At 71.5% G+C, this 20323-nt stretch carries 18 protein-coding genes, 1 tRNA gene and 1 pseudogene; 9 read left to right on the forward strand and 11 right to left on the reverse strand.

All coding sequences use genetic code 11. The features are described from left to right. Positions 1-44: 44 nt before the first annotated feature. From ABL310_RS12800 to ABL310_RS12815, 4 genes are read left to right on the forward strand one after another with little or no spacing between them, the layout of a single operon-like run. Positions 45-1187 (forward strand): glycine cleavage T C-terminal barrel domain-containing protein, encoded by a 1143-nt coding sequence (locus ABL310_RS12800; RefSeq protein WP_349367401.1) that lies wholly within the window; start codon positions 45-47, stop codon positions 1185-1187. A gap of 31 nt (positions 1188-1218) precedes the next feature. Next, the gene (locus ABL310_RS12805) at positions 1219-1719 is read left to right on the forward strand and encodes an OsmC family protein (protein ID WP_349367402.1); all 501 of its coding nucleotides are present in this window, start codon (positions 1219-1221) and stop codon (positions 1717-1719) included. After that, positions 1691-2491: an enoyl-CoA hydratase gene (locus ABL310_RS12810; RefSeq protein WP_349367403.1), complete on the forward strand. Its 801-nt coding sequence runs from the start codon at positions 1691-1693 to the stop codon at positions 2489-2491. Before ABL310_RS12805 ends, ABL310_RS12810 begins: the two co-directional genes overlap by 29 nt. 4 nt (positions 2492-2495) lie before the next feature. Further along, entirely contained in the window at positions 2496-4148 is a 1653-nt protein-coding gene (locus tag ABL310_RS12815; protein ID WP_349367404.1) for an acyl-CoA synthetase, read from the forward strand. 63 nt (positions 4149-4211) lie between these two features. On the opposite strand, the gene ABL310_RS12820 is transcribed toward ABL310_RS12815, so the two are convergent. The 4 genes from ABL310_RS12820 to ABL310_RS12835 form a co-directional block, all read right to left on the reverse strand. Beyond that, positions 4212-4442, reverse strand: a complete 231-nt coding sequence (locus tag ABL310_RS12820) for a hypothetical protein (protein WP_349367405.1) — start codon at positions 4440-4442, stop codon at positions 4212-4214. Between the two features lie 75 nt (positions 4443-4517). Then, a tRNA-Lys gene (locus tag ABL310_RS12825) sits at positions 4518-4593 on the reverse strand. Between the two features lie 149 nt (positions 4594-4742). Beyond that, positions 4743-5546: a hypothetical protein gene (locus ABL310_RS12830; protein ID WP_349367406.1), complete on the reverse strand. Its 804-nt coding sequence runs from the start codon at positions 5544-5546 to the stop codon at positions 4743-4745. Between the two features lie 128 nt (positions 5547-5674). Further along, positions 5675-7528, reverse strand: a complete 1854-nt coding sequence (locus ABL310_RS12835) for a hypothetical protein (RefSeq protein WP_349367407.1) — start codon at positions 7526-7528, stop codon at positions 5675-5677. 139 nt (positions 7529-7667) lie between these two features. Here ABL310_RS12835 and ABL310_RS12840 point away from each other — a divergent pair. Then, positions 7668-7850 (forward strand): annotated as a pseudogene (locus ABL310_RS12840) (sorbitol dehydrogenase); the annotation flags it as partial. A 15-nt stretch (positions 7851-7865) separates the two neighbouring features. Here ABL310_RS12840 and purU read toward each other — a convergent pair. The 4 genes from purU to ABL310_RS12860 all read right to left on the reverse strand — a co-directional run bounded on the left by purU (position 7866) and on the right by ABL310_RS12860 (position 10632). Continuing rightward, on the reverse strand, positions 7866-8729 hold the full coding sequence (purU, locus tag ABL310_RS12845) for a formyltetrahydrofolate deformylase (protein WP_349367408.1): 864 nt from the start codon (positions 8727-8729) through the stop codon (positions 7866-7868). Positions 8730-8824: 95 nt separating this feature from the next. After that, on the reverse strand, positions 8825-9025 hold the full coding sequence (locus tag ABL310_RS12850) for a hypothetical protein (protein WP_349367409.1): 201 nt from the start codon (positions 9023-9025) through the stop codon (positions 8825-8827). A gap of 102 nt (positions 9026-9127) precedes the next feature. After that, positions 9128-10111, reverse strand: coding sequence for an alpha/beta hydrolase (locus ABL310_RS12855; protein WP_349367410.1), 984 nt, complete (start codon positions 10109-10111; stop codon positions 9128-9130). Positions 10112-10188: 77 nt separating this feature from the next. Beyond that, positions 10189-10632 (reverse strand): hypothetical protein, encoded by a 444-nt coding sequence (locus tag ABL310_RS12860; protein ID WP_349367411.1) that lies wholly within the window; start codon positions 10630-10632, stop codon positions 10189-10191. A gap of 220 nt (positions 10633-10852) precedes the next feature. On the opposite strand from ABL310_RS12860, the gene meaB reads away from it, so the two are divergent. Beyond that, positions 10853-11833: a methylmalonyl Co-A mutase-associated GTPase MeaB gene (meaB, locus tag ABL310_RS12865; RefSeq protein WP_349367412.1), complete on the forward strand. Its 981-nt coding sequence runs from the start codon at positions 10853-10855 to the stop codon at positions 11831-11833. 94 nt (positions 11834-11927) lie between these two features. After that, positions 11928-12968 (forward strand): DUF2336 domain-containing protein, encoded by a 1041-nt coding sequence (locus tag ABL310_RS12870; RefSeq protein WP_349367413.1) that lies wholly within the window; start codon positions 11928-11930, stop codon positions 12966-12968. Between the two features lie 26 nt (positions 12969-12994). Here ABL310_RS12870 and msrB read toward each other — a convergent pair whose 3' ends face one another. Further along, complete coding sequence (gene msrB, locus ABL310_RS12875) at positions 12995-13558, reverse strand: peptide-methionine (R)-S-oxide reductase MsrB (RefSeq protein WP_349367414.1); 564 nt, start codon at positions 13556-13558, stop codon at positions 12995-12997. Between the two features lie 50 nt (positions 13559-13608). Continuing rightward, positions 13609-16194 carry an HWE histidine kinase domain-containing protein gene (locus ABL310_RS12880; RefSeq protein WP_349367415.1) on the reverse strand — a complete coding sequence of 862 codons (2586 nt, stop codon included), beginning with the start codon at positions 16192-16194 and terminating at the stop codon, positions 13609-13611. Between the two features lie 185 nt (positions 16195-16379). On the opposite strand from ABL310_RS12880, the gene ABL310_RS12885 reads away from it, so the two are divergent. Continuing rightward, positions 16380-17525: an FUSC family protein gene (locus ABL310_RS12885; protein ID WP_349367416.1), complete on the forward strand. Its 1146-nt coding sequence runs from the start codon at positions 16380-16382 to the stop codon at positions 17523-17525. 4 nt (positions 17526-17529) lie between these two features. Here the strand turns inward: ABL310_RS12885 and ABL310_RS12890 are convergent, their stop codons facing one another. Further along, positions 17530-18729, reverse strand: a complete 1200-nt coding sequence (locus tag ABL310_RS12890) for a hypothetical protein (RefSeq protein WP_349367417.1) — start codon at positions 18727-18729, stop codon at positions 17530-17532. A gap of 173 nt (positions 18730-18902) precedes the next feature. Between ABL310_RS12890 and rimO the strand changes: the two genes are divergently transcribed. Further along, the gene (rimO, locus tag ABL310_RS12895) at positions 18903-20222 is read left to right on the forward strand and encodes a 30S ribosomal protein S12 methylthiotransferase RimO (RefSeq protein ID WP_349367418.1); all 1320 of its coding nucleotides are present in this window, start codon (positions 18903-18905) and stop codon (positions 20220-20222) included. Positions 20223-20323: the final 101 nt, after the last annotated feature.

Raw genomic sequence — 20323 nt, forward strand, 5'->3', positions numbered from 1 at the left:
GGGATCGAGGGTCGGTCCGGCTACGGCTCGGGAGGGTGAGCGCCATGGATCAGTCGGGCGATTTCGGGTTCGGTACGCAGATTCGCAAGTCCCCCTTCTTCGACGCGACCGTCAGGTGGGGCGCGAAGGGCTTCTCCGTCTACAATCACATGTACATTCCGCGGGACTTCGGCGATCCCGAGCAGAACTTCTGGAATCTCGTGAACGACGCGATCCTGTGCGACGTCGCCGTCGAGCGCCAGGTCGAGATCACCGGCCCGGACGCGGCGAAGTTCGTGCAGACGCTGACCCCGCGTGACCTGTCGAAGATGGCGGTCGGGCAGTGCAAGTACGTCCTGATCACCAATGCGGAGGGCGGCATCCTCAACGATCCGGTCCTGCTGCGCCTGGCGGAGAACCATTTCTGGATCTCGCTCGCCGACAGCGACGTCCTGTTCTGGGCGCAGGGCGTCGCCGTGCATTCCGGCCTGGACGTCACGATCCGCGAGCCCGACGTGTCTCCCCTGCAACTGCAGGGGCCGAAGTCCGGCGAGGTGATGCGGGCGCTGTTCGGCGACGGGATCATGGACCTGCGCTATTACTGGCTCCGCGAGGTCGAGCTCAACGGCATTCCGCTCATCGTCTCGCGCACCGGCTGGTCGAGCGAGCTCGGCTACGAGCTCTACCTGCAGGACGAGACGCGCGGCGACGAGCTCTGGGAGACGATCATGGCGGCGGGGCGGCCGTTCGGCCTGAAGCCCGGCCACACCTCCTCGATCCGCCGCATCGAAGGCGGCATGCTGTCCTACCATGCCGATGCGGACATCAACACGAACCCCTTCGAGCTGGGGCTCGATCGCCTCGTGAACCTCGATATGGAGGCCGACTTCATCGGCAAGGCCGCGCTGCGGCGCATCAAGGAAGAGGGCGTGCGCCGCCGGCAGGTGGGCCTGATCATCGACGGTCCCCGGCTCAAAGGCCCCAACACCCGCTTCTGGGCCATCGAGAAGAACGGCGCCGCCATCGGCAAGGTCACCTCGGCCGTGTACTCGCCCCGGCTCGAGCAGAACATCGCGCTCGCGATGGTCTCGACGGACTTCGCGCATATCGGCGCCGAGGTCGAGGTGATCGTCCCGACCGGCAGGACCCGCGCCCGGATCGTCGAGCGCCCCTTCTACGATCCCAAGAAGACGCTCGCCGCCGCCTGACCTTCGCCCTCCCAGACGAGGACCTCCGGACATGTCCGATCTGTCGATCCGGCTGCATTGGCAGCGCGAGGAGCCCGAGCTTTCGCCGGGCAAGTACTCGAACGCCCACGTCGTCCAGTTCAATGCGCGCCACGAGCTCGAGGTGGACGCCGCCCCCGATTGGGGCGGCGATCCCGCCAGCACCAACCCCGAGCAGGCCTTGGCGTCGGCGCTGTCGAGCTGCCACATGATGACCTTCCTCGCGCTGGCCGCGAAGGCGAAGTGGCCGATCGCGAGCTATCACGACCACGCCGTCGCGCATCTCGGCAAGAACGCCAAGGGGCAGATGTCGGTCACCCGCATCGATCTCCACCCGATCGTGCGCTTCGACACGGGCTTCACGATCGACGCGCAGAAGCTCGCGGAGATGCAGCATCGCGCGCATCGCTATTGCTTCATCGCCAACACGCTCGCCGACAGCGTCGAGATCAACATCCTGCCGGCGGACGCCGGGGAGAACGCCCGTGCACGAGAGCACCATCCTGCTGCGTGAGCTGGACGGCGACGGCGTCCTGCGCCTGACCCTCAACGACGAGAAACGGCGCAACGCCCTCTCCGAGGCGATGCTGGCGCAGCTCGGCGACGCCCTCGCCGACGCAGGAGCCGACCCCGCCGTGCGGGTCGTCGTCCTCGCCGCGGCCGGTCCGGCCTTCTGCGCCGGGCACGACCTGAAGGAGCTGACCGCGGGCCGCTCGGCCCCGGATCGGGGCCGCGCCTATTTCGCGCAGGTGATGACGGCCTGCTCCGGCGTCATGCAGGCGATCGTGACCTGCCCGAAGCCCGTGATCGCCGAGGTGGCGGGCGTCGCGACCGCCGCGGGCTGCCAGCTGGTCGCCAGCTGCGATCTCGCCATCGCCGCCGAGACGGCGCGGTTCTCCACGCCGGGCGTCCATATCGGTCTGTTCTGCTCGACGCCGATGGTCGCCCTCTCGCGCAACGTCGGCAGCAAACACGCGATGGAGATGCTGCTCACCGGCGACATGGTGGCCGCCGCGCGCGCCGCCGAGATCGGGCTCGTCAACCGGGTCGTGGCGCCCGAGGCCTTGCGGGACGCGACCCTGGAGCTCGCCCGCAAGATCGCGTCGAAGTCCAGCATGACGCTCGCCACGGGCAAGCGCGCCTTCTACGCGCAGCGCGAGATGCCCCTCGCCGAGGCCTACGACTACGCGGCGGGGATCATGGTCGAGAACATGCTCGCCCGCGACGCCGAGGAAGGTATCGGCGCGTTCGTCGAGAAGCGCGCGCCCCAGTGGCAGGATCGGTGAGGCCATGGCCGGCAATCCCTATGACACCGACCTCGACCGCAACCCGGCGAACTTCCAGCCGCTCACGCCGCTGACCTTCCTGGAGCGGGCTGCCAGCGTCTTCCCCGATCACGTCGCGATCGTGCACGGCGCGCTGCGGCGGACCTACGGCGAGTTCTACGCGCGCTCGCGGCGGCTCGCCTCCGCCCTCGCCCGCAACGGCGTCGGCCGAGGCGACACCGTCTCGGCGCTGTTGCCGAATACGCCCGCGATGCTCGAGTGCCATTACGGCGTGCCGATGTGCGGCGCGGTCCTGCATGCGATCAACACCCGGCTGGACGCGGCCGCCATCGCCTTCCAGCTCGACCATGCCCTCGCCAGGGTCGTGATCGTCGACCGCGAGCTCCTGCCGCTGATGCGCCAGGCGCTCGCGCTCGCCACGGTGACGCCCCTCCTCGTCGTGTCCGACGACCCGGAATTCGCCGGCCCGGGCGAGACGGGCGCGGCGACGGACTACGAGGCGTTCCTCGCCGGGGGCGATCCGGACTTCGCCTGGCTGATGCCGCGCGACGAATGGGACGCCATCGCGATCAACTACACGTCCGGCACGACCGGCGACCCGAAGGGCGTCGTCTACCATCACCGGGGCGCCTACCTTCTGGCGCAGGGGAACGCGCTGACGACGTCGATGCGCAAGCATGCGGTCTATCTCTGGACCCTGCCGATGTTCCACTGCAATGGCTGGTGCTTTCCCTGGACGATGTCCGCCATCGCCGGAACGCATGTCTGCCTGCGTCAGGTGCGGGCGGAGCCGATCTGGAACGCGCTCGCGGAGGAAGGCGTCACGCATCTGTGCGGCGCGCCCATCGTGATGTCGCTGATGATCTCGGCGCCCGATGGCGTGAAGCGCGATCTCGATCGGACGGTGCAGGTCTTCACCGCCGCCGCGCCCCCGCCGGAATCCCTCCTGGCGGACATGAAGACCGCCGGCTTCGAGGTCACCCATCTCTACGGGCTCACCGAGACCTACGGCCCCGCCGTCGTCAACGACTGGCACGAAGACTGGTCGGCGCTGCCGCCGGCCGAGCAGGCCACGCTGAAGGCGCGCCAGGGCGTGCGCTACCTGCCGCTCGAGCAGCTCGACGTCCTCGATCCCGAGACGATGCGCCCCGTGCCGCGCGACGGCGAGACCATGGGCGAGGTGATGTTCCGCGGCAACGTCGTGATGAAGGGATACTTCCGGAACCCGAAGGCGACGCGGGAGGCCTTCGCGGGGGGCTGGTTCCATTCCGGCGACCTCGGGGTCGTGCACCCCGACGGCTACATCCAGCTCAAGGACCGCGCCAAGGACATCATCATCTCGGGCGGGGAGAACATCTCCTCGATCGAGGTCGAGGAGGCCCTCTACCGCCACCCCGCCGTCGCGGTCGCCGCCGTCGTCGCCATGCCCCACGAGAAATGGGGGGAGACCCCCTGCGCCTTCGTCGAGCTCGCGCCCGGCGGGCACGCCGACGCCGAGTCGCTGCGCGCCTGGTGCCGCCAGCACCTCGCGCCCTACAAGGTCCCCGCGCGGTTCGTCTTCACGCCGGTTCCGCGAACGTCGACGGGCAAGATCCAGAAGCTCGCCCTGCGCGAGCGGGCACGGGACCTGGCGCGCGAGCCCGCCCCGCTCTCGTGAGCCCCGTCCCGGTCCGGGCGCCCCCCGGCGCGCGAGGCCGACCGGCCCGCGCGGCGCGGGCGCTCACGCCTCGAACACGACCTTCACGCCGCGCTGCCTGAAGTAGGATTGCATCGTCTTGCGGCCGGCGCGGTTGTTCTGAGGAAGCCGGCTCGCATCGAACCTGGCCTTCTCGGCCCCGGCGGCGGCAAGCGCCTGCTTGAGCCGGGCGATGTGGTGATCGATGTCCTCGTTGTCGTGCTCGAGCGACGTGTAGATATCCTCCGTCACCGCCGCGATCGTATCGGCACTCATCCGTTCGTCTCCCTGGCCGCACCAAAACGAAGGCCCGCCGATCCTTTGCGGATCGGCGGGCCTTCTTGAAACCGGTGGTGGGCGCACTAGGGCTCGAACCTAGGACCCGCTGATTAAGAGTCAGCTGCTCTACCAACTGAGCTATGCGCCCGGTCCAGTCGGAGGCGGCGGTGGCCGCCCCGTCGTGAGGGCGCTTCGATACCCAATGCCGGGTGCCGTGTCCAGCCCTCACGTGAAAAAAATGGGGGCTGTTTTCCGAAACGGAAGAGACCCTTGAAGGAACGGCCGCGGGCGCGGCGCTCACCCGGCGGCGCGGGAGAGAACGCGGTCCTCCGGCACGAGGCTCCCCGCCTCGATGTCCGGCTCGCGGTCGAGGGCGCGCCAGAGCGGCGCGAGCATTCCGGCGTCGAGGCGCGGCCAGGCGTCGGGCGCGTCCAGCACGACGTAGAGCGGCGTGGCGCCGGCTTCCGACTGGCGCGTGCGCATCAGCCGGGCGAGATCGAAGCGGATGCGGTGGGCGGTCGGGCTCTCCAGGGCGGTGACGCACTCGTCCTGCGAGCACAGAAGCCGCGCCCCGACGAGACGCAGGCCCTGCTCGGTCTCGGCGAGCCCGCCCTCGACGGCATAGGTCCACACGCGGGCGAGGCGATGCTGGGTGCCGTGGCGCGCGGCCTCGAGGCCGGTGCGGCCGTACTCCTCCAGGAAGTCGGCATAGGCGCGCTCGAGCAGCAGCGGCGCGTGGCCGAACAGGGCGTGGAAGAAGCCGATCTCGCCCGCGCCCGCCCCCGGCGGGCCGACGGGCAGCGCGCGGGCGGCGAGGAGCGCGAGCCGAACCGTCTCGGGCAGCGGCCCGCGCACCGGCGCGAGCCGCCAGCCGCAGGCGGCGTCGAGCTGCGCGTCGATCGCCGCGAGATCGGGCGCGCCGGGCTCCATCAGCCCGAGGCGATCGAGCCCCGCGAGGAAGGGGATGCAGGCGCGACCGTCGAGGCGCGCGCGCTGTCGCCCGGCCCGACGGGCGAAGGCGGCGCGGGCCTCCTCGGTCAGGCCGAGCGCGTCGGGCTCGATCAGATGGTCGCGGGGATCGGTGCTCTCGGTCGCGTCCATGAGCGTCTCCTTCGCGGATCAACGCTCGACGGCCCGCGCCCGGTCCCGAGGATTCGCGAAATCGGGAGCCGGATACGACAAGGGCGCACCCGAAGGCGCGCCCTTCCATGCCACGGAGGGAGAGCGCCTCAGCGCGACTCGGCCTCGATGGAGATCCGCGGCAGGAACTCCATCGGGTTCTCGACGGCGGTGAACTCCATCACCGGGATGCCGGCCGGATCGGTGGAGGTGACCTTCACGTCGAGCTCGCCGGGCGCCTCGACGAAGGCGGCGAGCGCATCGCCGAGCGCCCGCGCCTCGGCCGTGCCGCCGAGCATGGCGGGGAGCATGGCGCGCGACATCATCGCGGCCTGCGCCCGCAGATCCTCGGCCGGCACGCCCTGCTCGTCCGCCTGGAAGGCGAGGACGCGCTCGGCGAACCCCTCGTCGGAGACGCTGATCTGCATGCTCTTCGCGGTGGCGCCGAGCCAGGCCATCATCATCGCGGTCTCGTCGCCAGCGAACGCCTCGGGGCCGATACCGCCGAAGGCGCCCGAGAGGGCGAAGCGGCCCATCTCGACGCCCGAGATCGAGACCTCCTCGATCACGACCTCCTCGGTCTCCTGGTTCCAGCGCGCGGCGAAGACGCCCGACAGGTCGAGATCGCCGTAGCCCAGCGCGAGGAGCTGCACCGCCGCGTCCTCCTCGCTCTTCTTCGGAATGGCGAAGGCGAGGTTGTCGAAGCCGACGCGGATGTTGCTCGGGGTTCCGTTCACCGGCTCGTCGGCGGTCATCTCGAAGGCGCCGAGCGCCACCGCGATCGGCTCGCTCTCGCCCTCGGGGGTGACAGCTGCGTCGAGCCCCTCGAGCCGCCAGGTGCCGATCGTCGGCATCAGGGCGCGGGCGGTCGCGGCGTCCATCTCGAGATCGGGGTTCTCGGCGATCTTGCGGAAGCCCTCGATCATCGGCGTCGTGTCGAAGCCGGAGGAGGTGATCGCGGCGATCGCGACCTGCGCTTCCGGCGTGTCCACGAAGACCTCGTCCATGCGCAGGCCGCCCTCGGCCTCGCCGATCGCGATCCGCGCGATGCCGAAGGCCGGCTCGTCGCCGAGCTCGGTGATGGTGAAGGTGATGTCCTCCATGGCGATGGAGCCGAGCTCCATGGCGCCGAGCATGTCGGCCATCATGCCCATGATGCGGCGCGTCTCCGCGTCCGTCGGCTCGTCGCCCTCGGACATGGCCTGCATCTCCGGCATCAGCTCGGCGAAAGGCGTCTGCATGAGACGCGCGGAGACGCCGTCGCCGCTGATCGAGGCGATGCGCACCGTCGCCTCCGCGTCGCCGAACGCCATGTCGGAGACCGAGAAGCTGTCGTAGACGGTCCTGAACGGGTTGTCCCCGCCCTCGGGCGCGGCGTCGACGTACCAGCGCACGGCGAAGGGCAGGTCGAAATCGGTGACGCGCATCTCCCCGACCGTCCCGTCGACGTCCTGGTCGTCGGCCTCGGCCGCGATCTCGGCGCTGCCGACGACGAGAGAGGCGATCCGGCCGTTCTCCACGCCCTCGGCGGCGATGTCGAGATAGGTGATCGTGCCGTCGGCCCCGTCCATCGTCTGCTCGACCACGAGCTCGGGCGCGGTGATCGAATCCGCGGAGATGCGCGCGAGCGACTCGTGCCAGGCGCCGCCGCCCTTGCCGCGCAGCACGCCGAGAAGCTCGTCGCGAGACAGGTTCGCGCCGGAGAAGGTGAGGCTCGGCAGCCGGTAGACGCTCGGCCCCGCATCGATCGTGACGTTCTCGAGCGTGATCTCGCTCTGCGCGAAGGCCGCCGCGAACAGGCCGCTCTCCAGCCGCACCGCCTCGACGCGGACGCCGCCCTCGCCGTTGGCGGGCAGCGCGATGCGGGTCGGCCCGAAGCCGGCGTCCCCGACGGCGAGCACGGCGGCTGCGACGCCGGCCATCAGCGTGAGCCGACGGGCGGTGCTGCTCTTGCGTTCGGTCATCTCATTCCCCCTGTTGCGCGCGCCCGTTCCGCGGCGCGGCGCGATCATAGCGTCGGAGCCGTGTTTTGACAGGACGAGCGGGCAAAAATTTGCCGCTCCGATGTCACGCGTGCGCGATGTTCCGCGCCCATGCCGTCTTGGCGGCGACCTCGCGCTCGGCGTGAAGATGCTCGACGTCGCCCGCGACCGCTATCCCTGGGCGGAGATGCAGACGATCTATCCGTTCGACGAGGCGGGCGTGCGCCGGGCCGTCGACGACGCCATGGCGATGCGCACCGTCAAGTCGACGATCACGCCCTTCCCGGAGAGGCTGGAGCAGTGAGAGCGCCCCGCGGCGTCAATCCGTGAAGACCACCGTCTTCGCGCCGTTGAGGATCACTCGGTCCTCGACGTGCAGGCGCACGGCGCGGGCGAGCACGCGGCGCTCGATGTCGCGGCCCTTGCGCACCAGGTCGTCGGGCGTGTCGCGATGGGAGATGCGCTCGACGTCCTGCTCGATGATCGGGCCCTCGTCGAGATCGGACGTCACGTAGTGCGCGGTGGCGCCGATCAGCTTCACGCCCCGGGCGTGGGCCTGGTGATAGGGCTTGGCGCCCTTGAAGCCCGGCAGGAAGGAGTGGTGGATGTTGATGCACCGCCCGGTCAGCTTCGCGGAGAGCCCGTCGGAGAGCACCTGCATGTAGCGCGCGAGCACGACGAGATCCGGTGCGACCTCCTGGATCAGCTTCCAGAGCGCCCCCTCCTGCTCGAGCTTGGTCTCCTTCGTCACCGGCAGGTGATGGAACGGCGCCCCGCCGAAATCCAGATGGGCGAAGGTCTCGCGCGGATGGTTCGACACGATCGCCGCGAGGTCCATGGCGAGCTCGCCCGTACGCCAGCGATAGAGCAGATCCGCGAGGCAATGGTCGAACTTCGAGACGAGAACCATGACGCGCGGGCGCGCGTCGGTTCCGCGCATCGACCAGGACATGGCGAAGCGCTCGGCCAGGGGCGCGAAGGCCTCGCGCAGCCCCTCGAGCGGCGCCGCCTCGTCGAGCCGGTTGAACACGACGCGCATGAAGAAATTGCCCGTCTGCGTGTCGTCGTATTGCTGCGCGTCCAGGATGTTGCACGCGTTCTCGAAGAGATGGGTCGAGACCGCGGCGACGATGCCGGGACGGTTGCGGCAGGACAGGGTGAGGACGATGGCGGGCTCGGTCATCGCGTGTGCATCCGGCTGCGAGGGAGCGCTCGAAGGGCGCGCTGGAAGAGGGCGCGCGTCCTCTAGCGCAGGATCGGCCGGATAGCAACCCGGGATTATGCGCCGCCGATACCCTCCTGTACCTTGCCCGTTCCGCCGCAGGTCGGGCAAGCGCGACCTTCGAGACGGCCCGTGCCCTTGCAGTCCGGGCAGACGTTCTCGCCGACGCCGGGCGTGCCCGGTGCCGCCTCGTCTCCCGGGGCGAGCGGACGGGTGGTCTCCGGATCGCCCTTCGAGGTGCGCTTGTCGTCGGTCATGAGGGTCTCCCTGGCTGTCCAGGGGCCAACGTCGGCGCGCGCCCGCGGTTCGCCGAAGCGGCGCTGGGGGGGCCGGGTCCTTCCCAGGATCGGGTGACGCGTTCAGCGCGCCCGCTCGATGGCGCGCGTCACCACGGCGCGGACGTCCGGATCGCGCAGGAAGAGGTCGTGATTGAGCACGCCGCCGCCGAATTCCGAGGCGTCGGCCACCGTCACGCCGAGCGCGGTCAGCCGCTCGCGTTCGGCCGCCCCGGCGCGCACGACGCCGCCGGCGAGGCGGCGGGACAGCGCCAGCGCCCGGTCGTTCTGCGCGGTGATCACGGTGATCTTGCGTGCATCGACCCCGAGCCGCTCGACGCCCTGCGCGAACAGGTCGATGTCGACGTCCGGCGAGGCGAGCACCACCGCACCGATGCGCGCCATCGCGGCGTCGCCCCCGCTGGCGCGCACGAAGCGCAGGGTCTCGAGCGTGAGGAGCGACCCCATGGAATGCGCGACGATGTGCACGCGCCCGCCGCTCTCGCTCTGGGCGAGGGTGAGGATCAGGTCCTCGAGCGCGTCGCGGGACCAGAGCGCGCTCTCGCGATCGTAGCCGTAATCGAACGTCGCGCCGCCGGACGGCCAGGTGAACAGCCCGGTCGCGCCGCGGAAGCCGACGCCGTCGGCGAGCTCCGCCGCGCCGGAGGCCGCTGTCTCGAACGTCTCGCGATAGCCGTGAACGTAGAGCATCACGTCGCGCCCGACCGCCGCGCGGGCGAAGGCCTCGGCCGGCTCGGCCCCGACCACCGGCCCGACCCCGACCACCCGCCAATCGGCGTCGAAGGGAGAGAGGCTGGCGAACAGGGTCGTTTCAGGGGGCGCGAGGGTCGCCTGGGCGAAGGCCAGGCCCGCCCCGCGCTCGCTCCCGAAGAAGGGCGCGGCGCCCGGATCGGCGGCGGGCGCGCGGGTCGTCGCGACGAGGAGCGGACGCGTCGCCGCGCCCGGATCGGCGGGCGCGCTCGCGCCGGCGAAGTTGCAGGCGGCGAGGCTCGCGGCGAGGGCGAGCGCGCCGAAGCGCGGGGCGAGACGGCCGAGAGAGAGGATCATGGCGCACAGGCGTCGGGAGGGCGGGCGGAGCGCCTCTCCTGCGCCGCGATCGTGGCGATGATGCGACGGCCCGGCGGTCAGCGCTGCGGCCGCGGGCGCGATGCGACCCGCGCCGGCGCGGTCGAGACCTCGTGCCACCACGTCCAGGCTTCGATCTCGACGGCGTCGAGAACGGGACGAGCGCTGGGAAAGCGACGATCCGCGTCGAAGGCGTCGCGCAGGAGCGCGAGACGCGCCTCGGCGCCGTTGCGCGCGTCCTCGGCGCCGACCTCGCGGACGTGGAGCAGGCGGGCGAAGATCTCGCGATTGGGGGCGCGCACGGCCACGGCATCGCCCTGCGCCGGAAAGCCGCTGCGATACGCGGCATCCACGAGCGCCAGGGTCGCCGGCGCGCGGCGCGCATAGCCGGCGGCGATCGTCGGCCGAGCCGCCCGCGCGGGAGCCTGCCGCTCGCCGGACGGCGCCGGCGCGACCTGTCGTTCGGGCACGACGCCGAACACGCTCAGTCGATCGTTCTTCATCTCCGAAGATGCTCTTCCCGCATCGAGACGCGACCGGACCATGGACGAGGCGTCGCACGTGCGCGCGTCGCCCCGAAGGCGAAGGCTAGTCCGGTCCGCCTTCGGCGTCGACCCGGCATCCGGCGGCGCCGCCGCCACGGCGCGACGGGTCGCGCGCGCCGCCGCGACGCGCTATGAGGCGCGGCCGGCCCCGCTCCGGGGGCCGAGGGAGGCGCCCGTCATGTCCGCACCAGACGTCGCAGCGCTCGAGCGAAAGCTTCTCGCCGGCGACCGCGCCGCGCTCGCCCGCGCCATCACGCTCGTCGAATCGAAGCGGGAGGATCGCCGGGCGGCGGCGCGGACGCTCCTCGACTCGGTGCTGCCGCGCACCGGAGGGGCGGTGCGCATCGGCGTCACCGGCGTGCCGGGGGTCGGCAAGTCGACGCTGATCGACCAGCTCGGCTCCATGCTCACCGCCCGCGGGCACCGCCTCGCCGTCCTCGCCGTCGACCCGAGCTCGACGCGCACCGGCGGCTCGATCCTGGGCGACAAGACCCGGATGGCGCGCCTCGCCGTCGACCCGAACGCCTTCATCCGCCCCTCCCCGTCCTCCGGCACGCTCGGCGGCGTCGCCGCGAAGACGCGCGAGACCATGCTGCTCTGCGAGGCGGCGGGATTCGACGTTTTGCTCGTCGAGACGGTCGGCGTCGGCCAGTCGGAGACGGCGGTCTCGGATCTCACCGACTTCTTCCTCGTGCTGATGCTGCCCGGCGCGGGCGACGAGCTCCAGGGCATCAAGAAGGGCGTGCTCGAGCTCGCGGACATGATCGCCGTCAACAAGGCCGAGGGCGACAACGCCGCGCGCGCCCGCGCCGCCGCCTCGGAATACCGCACCGCCCTCTCCATCCTCGCCCCCGCGTCGAGCCTCTGGACGCCCCCGGTGATCACGGTCTCGGGGCTGACGGGCGCGGGCCTCGACGATCTGTGGGCGAAGGTGCTCGATCATCGGGCGCGGCACGAGGCGAAGGGCCTCCTGGCGGAGCGCCGACGCGCGCAGGACGTCAAGTGGATGTGGGCCATGATCGAGGAGCGCCTGCGCGCCCGCCTCACCCGGGACGCGCAGACGCGCGCGCTCCTCGCGCGGCTGGAGGCCGGCGTCGCCGCGGGAGAGACCTCGCCGACCGCCGCCGCCGAGGAGGTCGCGACGACGCTCGGCCTGTGAGCGCCGAAGCGTCGCCTTTCGACGGCGCGGTTAACCGCCTCCTCAGCAATCTCGGCTAGACCGAGGGGCACGAGGAGACGGGGAGAACCGTGGCATGCTTGACGAGCTGGCGCGCCTATCGGCGGATGCGACGTCGGAGGGACGACGTCGCCTGCTGAACGCCGTCACCGATCTGTTCCTGCACGATTCGGAGCCGAGCGACGAGGCGCAGGACCACTTCTCCGACATCGCCACCCGCTCGCTCGAGAAGATGGAGACGCCGGACCGGAAGGACTACGCGGATCGCGTCGCCGCCGAGCCCGCCCTCCCCCGCAAGGTCGCGACCACGCTCGCGAGCGATCCCGACGCCGAGGTCGCCAAGCTCGTCCTGAAGCTCTCGCCGGTCCTCACCGACGCGGACCTCGCGGCGATCGCGGTGACGCATTCCCAGCAGCACCTCCTCGCCATCGCGGAGCGCGCCACGCTGTCGGAGAACGTCACCGACATCCTGGTCGATCGCGGCGACAAGCAGGTTCTGCGGACGGTCTCGGGCAACGAGGGCGCCGCCTTCTCCGATCAGGGCTTCGACAGGCTCGTCCAGCGCGGTGGCAACGACGCGGCCGTGCGGCGCAATCTCGACGACCGGCGCGAAAGCCTCCCGGTCTCGCAGGCGCGCCGCGTCATGCAGATCGCCGCCCAGGCCGCCTCTCGCACGGAGCACGGCCACACTGTGGAGCTCATCTCCGGCGAGGCGCCCAAACGCGTGGTGCGCGAGGCGCGCGAGCGCCGGCTCGAGCTCAAGCTCCTCATCGCCGACCTGAAGGACGGCCGGCGCACCATCGACGACGTCGTCGCGATCCTCGCCCGCGACGATCGTGCCTTCGACCTCGCGCAGATCATCTCCACCTTCTCGGAGATCCCCAATGCCCAGGCGCTGCGCGCCCTGCTCCAGCCGGAGGCGTCGGGCATCGCCGTGGCGTGCCGGGCCCTCGGGGTCGGGCCGGAAGCCTTCCGCAAGGTGCTGGATCTGCGCGCCAAGCGCCTGAACCTGCCCGAGGGAAAGATCGACGCGGAGGTCGCGAACTACCAGGCGCTGCCCGCCGAGATGTCGGAACGCGCCATGCGCTTCCTCAAGGTGCGCGCCAAGGTCGGCTGACCGCGGCGCGCCCCGAGGCGCGCGGCTCAGCCTTCGGCGCGCTCCGCCGGCTGGAAGCGCAGGGCGACGCCGTTGTTGCAGTAGCGCAGGCCGGTCGGCGGCGGGCCGTCGTTGAAGACGTGGCCCTGGTGGCCGCCGCAGCGGGCGCAATGATATTCCGTGCGCGGCAGGATCAGCTTGAAGTCGCGCTTCGTCTCCACCGCGCCGTCGATCGTGTCGTAGAAGGACGGCCAGCCGGTGCCGGAATCGAACTTCATGTCCGCGGTGAAGAGCGGCAGATCGCAGCCGGCGCAGTGATAGGTGCCGGGCGCGTAGGTCTTGTCGAGCGGGCTCGTGCCGGCGCGCTCGGTGCCTTCCTTGCGCAGGACGTGGAACTGCTCGGGCGTCAGGCGCTCGCGCCACTCGGCTTCGCTCAGCTTCCAGGCTTCCTTCTCGGCGACGCTCACGGTGATGTCTCCCTCGTCCGGCGCGCCGGTCTCGGCGCGCGCTTCACGCACGGTCTGGCCGACGCCCTCGCCGCATCCGGCGAGGGCCACGGCCGCGACGCCGCCCAGGAACAGGCGGCGGTTCAGGCTGATAGGCTCCGTCATCCGTCGCATATGGCGAGCCGCACGCCCGCGGCAAGCGTCCTGCGGCGCGCTCACGCATCCGGGCGCGCCGCCAGCAGCTCGCCGACGAGCCGCACGAGCGCGCCGTCGCCGTACGGCTTGGCGAGAACCGTCGCCGCCACGAAGCGCGGCGGGAACACGATCTGCGCCTGGAACCCCGTAGTGAACGCGAACGGCACGCCCCGACGCGCCAGGAGATCCGCGACGGGCCAGGAGCGCTCGCCGTCGAGATCGACGTCGATCAGCGCCGCGTCGACCGCCTCGTTCTCGGCCGCGGCGAGCGCCTTGTCGAGGCGTCCGACGGGTCCGACGACGCTGAGGCCGGCGGCCTCGAGCTCGTCCTGGACCTCCATGGCGATCAGGGCCTGATCCTCGACGACGAGAACCCGCCGGCCCGCGATCGCCGCGCGGGCCGCCTCGCCCGCGGACGGCGATGCGGCGTCCGGCGCGTCGCGGTCGTCGGGCTCGCGCACCAGCTGCTCGACAGGGATCTCGGCCGTGCAGGTCAGGCCTTCGGGCGCGAAATCGAGGGTGACCCGCCCGTCGATCTCGTAGGCGACGCTGCGTTCGAGCAGCGTGCGCCCGAAGCCGCGCCGGGGCGGGGGCTCGACCCGCGGGCCGCCGCGCTCCTTCCAGACGAGGACGAGCCGCTCGCAGTCCGGCTTCACGCCCCACGACACGTCCACCCAGCCCTCCGAGACGGAGAGGGCGCCGTATTTCGCAGCGTTCGTCGCCAGCTCGTGCATCGCCAGGGAGAGCGACAACGCGGTCTTCGGCTTGAGCACGGCGGGCGGCCCGTCGAGCCGAACGCGGTTGCGCCCGCCGTAGGGCGCGCTCTCGGTCTCGACGATCTGCGCGAGATCGGCGCCCTCCCAGCGCGCCCGCGTCAGGAGGTCGTGCGTGCGCGCCATGGCGTGCAGGCGCATCTGGACCGTGCGGGTGAACGCCTCGAGACTCGCCGCGCTCGCCGCGGAATACTTCACCAGCGACTGGATCGTCGCGAGCGTGTTCTTCACGCGGTGATCGAGCTCGGCGATGAGCACGTCCTGGCGTGCGCGGGCCGCCTCGCGCTCGCGCGCGATCTCGTCGATGCGGCGCAGGACGACCTCCAGGATCGAGGCGCGCAGCGTCTGCGCCGCCTCGATCTCGTCGGACGACCACGGCCGCGCGCAGCCGCGCACCGTCTCGGCCCACGCGGCGAACGACGTGCGCGGCGAAAGGCGGCGCTCGCCGTCCGACGAGACCTGGACGGGCTTCGAGGGATCGCCGGCCCAGGTGACGGTGCGGACGATCTCGGGGCGGAACCAGAGCACGTAGTCCCGCGGCGTCCGCGACACGGACAGAGCGAGGATGCCGCTCGCCGTCTCGGCGAAGGCGCCGGCCGGCGGATAGAGCGCGGGCAGACGGTCGGTGGAGAAGACGCCGTCCGGCAGCGTCTCGCCGAGCCATCGGCACAGGGCCTCGATCGCCGGCTGCGGCGGCGTGCGGCCCAGGGTGAAGACCCGCCCGCCGACGCACAGGGCGGCCCCGTCGGCGGCGACGTAGTCGAGGAGCGTCGGCGCGCCGCGTACGAGGGCGGCCGCCAGGTCCTTCTCGCGCGACAAGGCTTCGACGAGGCGCGCATGCACCGCGCTGGCGCGCAGCCGCTCGCCCGATTCCGCCCGGGCCAGCTTTTCGCCGAGCTGCAGCGAGATCATCTGCGCGAGGAGCTCGCAGGCCGCGCGCTGCCCCTGCGCAAGACGCTTGGGCGCGTCGTGGTGACAGGCGACGAGGCCCCAGAGCCGCCCATCGACCACGAGCGACAGCGACATCGAGGCCGCCACCCCCATGTTCGCCAGGTATTCGAGGTGCAGCGGCGACACCGAGCGCAGCAGCGCGAAGGACATGTCGAGGGGCTCGCCCGTCCCGGGGTGGAGCGTGGGCTCGAGCGGCGCCGGGGCGTAGCGCGCGTCCGCGATGACGCGGATCCAGCTGCGCAGGTAGAGCGCCCGCGCCTGCTTGGGAATGTCGGTCGCCGGATAGTGCAGGCCCAGATAAGGCTCGAGCGTCTCCTTGCGCTCCTCAGCCACCACCTCGCCGCTGTCGTCGGGGGCGAAGCGGTAGATCATCACCCGGGCATAGCCGGTGACGGCCCGCACCTCGCGGGCGAGCGCGCCGAGAAAGGCGTCGATCGTGGGGGTGTCCTGCAGGCGCCCGACGACGCCCTGAACCACCGTGAGCGGATCGGCGGTCGTCTCGCCGCGGGGCTCGATCTCGACGATCGGGACGCCGCGGCTGCGATGGACGGCGAGATCGAGGGGCGCCCCGCCGACGCCCGCGGCGTGGAGGGCGAGAGCCGGACGGCTCGTATCGGCCGCCTCCGCGAGATGAGCGAGGACCTGGGCGGCGGCGCCGGCGCCGAGGATCTCGTCGAGCCTCCTGCCGAGAAGCGCGGCGTTCTCGAACCCCACGAGCCCGGGCCCGTCCCCGCCGGCCTGGGCGACGGCGAGCGTCGGCGGGTCGAGCGCCAGAAGGAGCCCGTGCGGCTGAACCGAGCCGGGGACGTGAATCGGTTCGCGGTCGCAATTCGTCAGGTCGGCTTCGCCGAACGTCGGCGTCTGCTCGGTGGTGCTACTCAAATCGACCTCCGCTGCGCCGCAGGAAGGACCGCGGGCCCGCTCCGGCGAACGCCGTCGAACCCTAACCCAAGACACAACGCAACGAAAATCCCATTGCGGCGCAACTCCATGAGCGTTGCGTCACCCGCGCGGACGACGGCGAACGACTTCCGCCCCCGCGCGTTGTCAGCGCCGGAGGTTCTCCCGTGTTCGACGTCGACAAGAAGCAGCTTCGCGACCTCAGCCGCGTCGGCCTGCAGACCGCGGCCGCCGTGACGCTCGTCTATTTCGTGATGCGCTGGTACGCGCTCGATCACCTGTCCTGGGCGATCATCTCGGCGCTGTTCTCGATCCAGCTGAGCTCGGACTCGACCCTTTCCGTCGCCGTCTACAGGGTCGTCGCGGCTTTGATCGGCACGGCTCTGGGCCTCGCGACCGTGCTCCTGTTCGCCTGGCTGCCGGGATCCTGGCCGGTCCTCGCGGCCCTGGTGACGGCCTGCGTCGTCGCCAACTTGATGTCCAGCCAATGGCCGAGCCTCAACTACATCGCGGTCGCGGCCGCCATCGTGGCGCTCAACGCCGACGCCGAGGTGATGAAGGCGCTCGAGCGCGCCCTCGCGATCCTGATCGGCTCCGTCGGCGCCGCGGTCGCGTCCTTCGTCGTCTGGCCCGAAACCGCCCGCGCCCGCGGCATGCGCAACATCGCCTACGCGCTCGACGATTGCCGGCGGCTGATCGAGGCCTCGCTGGGCGGGCTCTCCGGCGAGGACGCGGAGGACACGCGGCGCATCGACCAGGATTTCAGCCGCCACATCCAGACCGCCCGCGAGGTGGTCGGCGACGCGCGCTTCAAGAAGAAGCTGACGTCCTCCCACTCTCTCGGGGACGGGCTGATCGCCATCGAGCGCCTTTGGCACGGTTCCGTCGCCCTCGACCGCGCGGCGGAGGAGCGCCGCTCCGCGCTGAGCGAGGCGGACATGGCGAGCGCCGAGCCGCTCCTCGACGGCGTGCGGCGGAACACGGCCGAGTACCTCCGCGATCTCGTCGCCTACATGGAAGGGCGCGCAGGCGCGCCGCCGCGGATGGACGCGGTCGGGGACTGCCTGCGCGAGACCGAGGACGCCCTGCGGCGGGCGGTTCCCGAGACGACGCTCACGCAGGACCCGGAGCGCGAGCGGGCCGTCGCCGCCCTGCGCTTCGGCGTCGACGAGCTGCGCCAGAACCTCCGCGAGATCGACGACCTGATCGGGCCCGGCCGCGAGGAGCTCGAGCGGCGCATGGACCGCGGCATGAGCCGCATGCGGGACGACGGCGAGCGCCCCGCCGCCGCCGAGCGCGAGCCGGCGCAGTGAGACCTCAGCCGTCGCGCATGTCCGGCACGGCCGCATGCCGCGCGGCGAGGGTGAGCGGGCCGGTCAGCGCGCCGTAGAAATCGTACCAATGCGCGCGCTCGTTGGCGGCGATGAAGCGGAAATGAATGCGGAAGAAGAACAGCCGCTCGCGGAAGAAGCCGAGCTGACCCGGCCGCGCGAGCTGGGTCATGGCGAGCCGCATCAGCTTCGGCCAGCGAGGGCGCATCGCGAAGAGGCCGGAAACGGCCGCGGGATCGACGGGACAGGCGTTCATGGCGTCGTGCCGGCTCTGGACCTCGTGCCAGACGATCTCGGGCTCGTCGGCGAGGCGCGCGAGGGCCTCGCGATAGCGGAAGGCCTGCTCGTCCGCGAGCATCAAGGGCGCCACGGTGCCGACGGTGAGGAGCGAGACGACCGGGCCGCGCCGCCCGAGGTCGGGATCGCGGGCGAGCGCCCGCGCCAGGGTCTCGGGCGCGAGGAAGGCGCCGGAGGAATGGCCGACGATCAGGATCTCGTCGATCTCCGGATCGCGCGCCGCCGCCACGAGCGCATCCGCGAAGACGTCCAGCCGGTCGGCGAGGAGATCGGTCTTGCCGCGCTCGTGGGCGAAGGAGAACAGCCAATCCTCCAGCAGGTAGCGCAGGTAGAGCGGGCGCTCGAGCCGCAGCGCGAGCCATCCGGCGAGGGCGGCCGCCGCGAGCCCGGCGAGCAGCCCCGCGAGGACGCTGCCTGCGAGAGACGCCGCGAGCGCACCCGCTCCGAGCCCCGCGAGGAGGAGGAGGGCGAGGAGGGCGAGCGTCGCCACGTAGGGATAGGCGACGAAGGCGGCGAACTGCTTGTCGAAGCGCGCGACGCGGGCGAGCACGCCCCGCCGCAGCAGGTCCAGCCCGACGCCGAGAAGGCGCGGCGCGCGGGGCAGGACGTTTTCCCGGAAGACGGGCCGCGCGACGTCGTCCCAGCGAAGAAGCGTGACGCGGGTGTGCGCCTCCCACCCCTCGCCCGCCGCGGCGACGTCGAAGCCGGGAAGCGGGCCGTCCTCTTCCTCCAGCGCGCCGGCCTGCGCCGAGAAGCCGCGCAAGCCGGCGGCCTTGGCGAGCTCTCCCGTCAGATGGGCGTGATACACCGCCGGTCGACGCGGGTCGTAGCCGGGAAGGTAGAAGGCGGCGCGGCGGCGCACGCCCAAGGTCTCGACCGGTCCGCTCACGCCTCGCCGCCTCCACGTCCGCACGGCGGGTAGCATGTCGCGGGGGCGGCTGTCACGGCGCCTCTGGCGCGTGCGGCCGTTCTCGCTTATGTGACCCCGGTCCCGACAACGCCCCGCCCTCCTCGTCCCGCGCCGCGCGGGTCGCGGACCATCTCGCCAGGACCCGCATCCCGATGACCTCGACCGCGCGCACGATCTCCTTCGTCTCCCTCGGCTGCCCGAAGGCGCTGGTGGATTCGGAGCGCATCATCACGCAGCTGCGCGCGCAGGGCTACCAGCTCTCCCGGGAGCACCAGGGCGCCGACCTCGTCATCGTCAACACCTGCGGCTTCCTCGACAGCGCCAAGGCGGAATCGCTCGACGCCATCGGCGAGGCCATGGCCGAGAACGGCAAGGTGATCGTCACCGGCTGCATGGGCGCCGAGCCCGAGCAGATCCGCGAGCAGTTCCCGGACGTGCTCGCCATCACCGGGCCGCAGGCCTACGAGAGCGTGCTCGGCGCGGTGAACGCGGCGGCGCCGCCGGCGCACGACCCGTTCATGGATCTGGTGCCGCCGCAGGGCGTGAAGCTGACGCCGCGGCACTACGCCTACCTGAAGATCTCGGAGGGCTGCAACAACCGTTGCTCCTTCTGCATCATCCCCAAGCTGCGCGGCGACCTCGTTTCCCGCCCGGCCGGCGACGTGCTGCGCGAGGCGGAGCGGCTGGTGAAGGCGGGCGTGCGCGAGCTGCTCGTGATCTCGCAGGACACCTCCGCCTACGGCGTCGACGTGAAATACGCGCCCTCGACCTGGAAGGACCGGGAGGTGCGCACCCGCTTTCTCGACCTCGCCCGCGAGCTCGGCACGCTCGGCGCCTGGGTGAGGCTGCACTACGTCTACCCCTACCCGCATGTCGACGAGGTCATCCCGCTGATGGCGGAGGGCAAGGTGCTGCCCTATCTCGACATCCCCTTCCAGCACGCCTCGCCGAAGGTGCTGCGCGCCATGAAGCGGCCCGGCAACGTCGAGAAGACGCTCGACCGCATCAAGGCCTGGCGCGGCGTCTGCCCGGACCTCGCCATCCGCTCGACGTTCATCGTCGGCTTCCCCGGCGAGACCGAGGAGGACTTCCAGCACCTGCTCGACTGGATGGAGGAGGCCGAGCTCGAGCGCGTCGGCTGCTTCAAGTACGAGCCCGTCGCCGGCGCGCCGGCGAACGCCATCGAGGGCGCCGTGCCGGAGGAGGTCAAGGAGGAGCGCTGGCACCGCTTCATGCAGGCCCAGGCCGCGATCTCCGAGCGCATCCTCGCCCGCAAGGTGGGCCGTACGATCCCGGTCATCCTCGACGAGATCGGCCCGACCGTCGCCGTCGGCCGCTCGCAATGGGACGCGCCGGAGATCGACGGCAACGTCTTCGTCAAGACCCGCGCGAAGTCGATCGAGCCCGGCGACGTGGTGCAGGTGGCGGTGCGGCGCGCCGACGCCTACGACCTGCACGGCGTGCTGGCGTGAGGGCGCGATCGTCCGACCATTTCGGTGATGACAGGGAATGTCATCCCGGATTGCGAAGCAAGTCCGGGACCCAGACCCTCGACGAATGGTCAGCGTGCGCG

This window comes from Salinarimonas sp., assembly GCF_040111675.1.
In the GTDB taxonomy this organism is placed as follows: domain Bacteria; phylum Pseudomonadota; class Alphaproteobacteria; order Rhizobiales; family Beijerinckiaceae; genus Salinarimonas.

What these genes read in the sequence shown, in the direction of transcription:
- ABL310_RS12815 (WP_349367404.1), top strand. Translation starts at nt 2,496, where the DNA reads ATGGCCGGCAATCCCTATGACACCGACCTCGACCGCAACCCGGCGAAC.
- rimO (WP_349367418.1), top strand. Translation starts at nt 18,903, where the DNA reads ATGACCTCGACCGCGCGCACGATCTCCTTCGTCTCCCTCGGCTGCCCG.
- ABL310_RS12850 (WP_349367409.1), bottom strand. Translation starts at nt 9,025, where the DNA reads ATGACCGACGACAAGCGCACCTCGAAGGGCGATCCGGAGACCACCCGT.
- ABL310_RS12860 (WP_349367411.1), bottom strand. Translation starts at nt 10,632, where the DNA reads ATGAAGAACGATCGACTGAGCGTGTTCGGCGTCGTGCCCGAACGACAG.
- ABL310_RS12820 (WP_349367405.1), bottom strand. Translation starts at nt 4,442, where the DNA reads ATGAGTGCCGATACGATCGCGGCGGTGACGGAGGATATCTACACGTCG.
- ABL310_RS12835 (WP_349367407.1), bottom strand. Translation starts at nt 7,528, where the DNA reads ATGACCGAACGCAAGAGCAGCACCGCCCGTCGGCTCACGCTGATGGCC.
- ABL310_RS12805 (WP_349367402.1), top strand. Translation starts at nt 1,219, where the DNA reads ATGTCCGATCTGTCGATCCGGCTGCATTGGCAGCGCGAGGAGCCCGAG.
- ABL310_RS12855 (WP_349367410.1), bottom strand. Translation starts at nt 10,111, where the DNA reads ATGATCCTCTCTCTCGGCCGTCTCGCCCCGCGCTTCGGCGCGCTCGCC.
- ABL310_RS12830 (WP_349367406.1), bottom strand. Translation starts at nt 5,546, where the DNA reads ATGGACGCGACCGAGAGCACCGATCCCCGCGACCATCTGATCGAGCCC.
- ABL310_RS12870 (WP_349367413.1), top strand. Translation starts at nt 11,928, where the DNA reads ATGCTTGACGAGCTGGCGCGCCTATCGGCGGATGCGACGTCGGAGGGA.
- msrB (WP_349367414.1), bottom strand. Translation starts at nt 13,558, where the DNA reads ATGACGGAGCCTATCAGCCTGAACCGCCGCCTGTTCCTGGGCGGCGTC.
- meaB (WP_349367412.1), top strand. Translation starts at nt 10,853, where the DNA reads ATGTCCGCACCAGACGTCGCAGCGCTCGAGCGAAAGCTTCTCGCCGGC.
- ABL310_RS12800 (WP_349367401.1), top strand. Translation starts at nt 45, where the DNA reads ATGGATCAGTCGGGCGATTTCGGGTTCGGTACGCAGATTCGCAAGTCC.
- purU (WP_349367408.1), bottom strand. Translation starts at nt 8,729, where the DNA reads ATGACCGAGCCCGCCATCGTCCTCACCCTGTCCTGCCGCAACCGTCCC.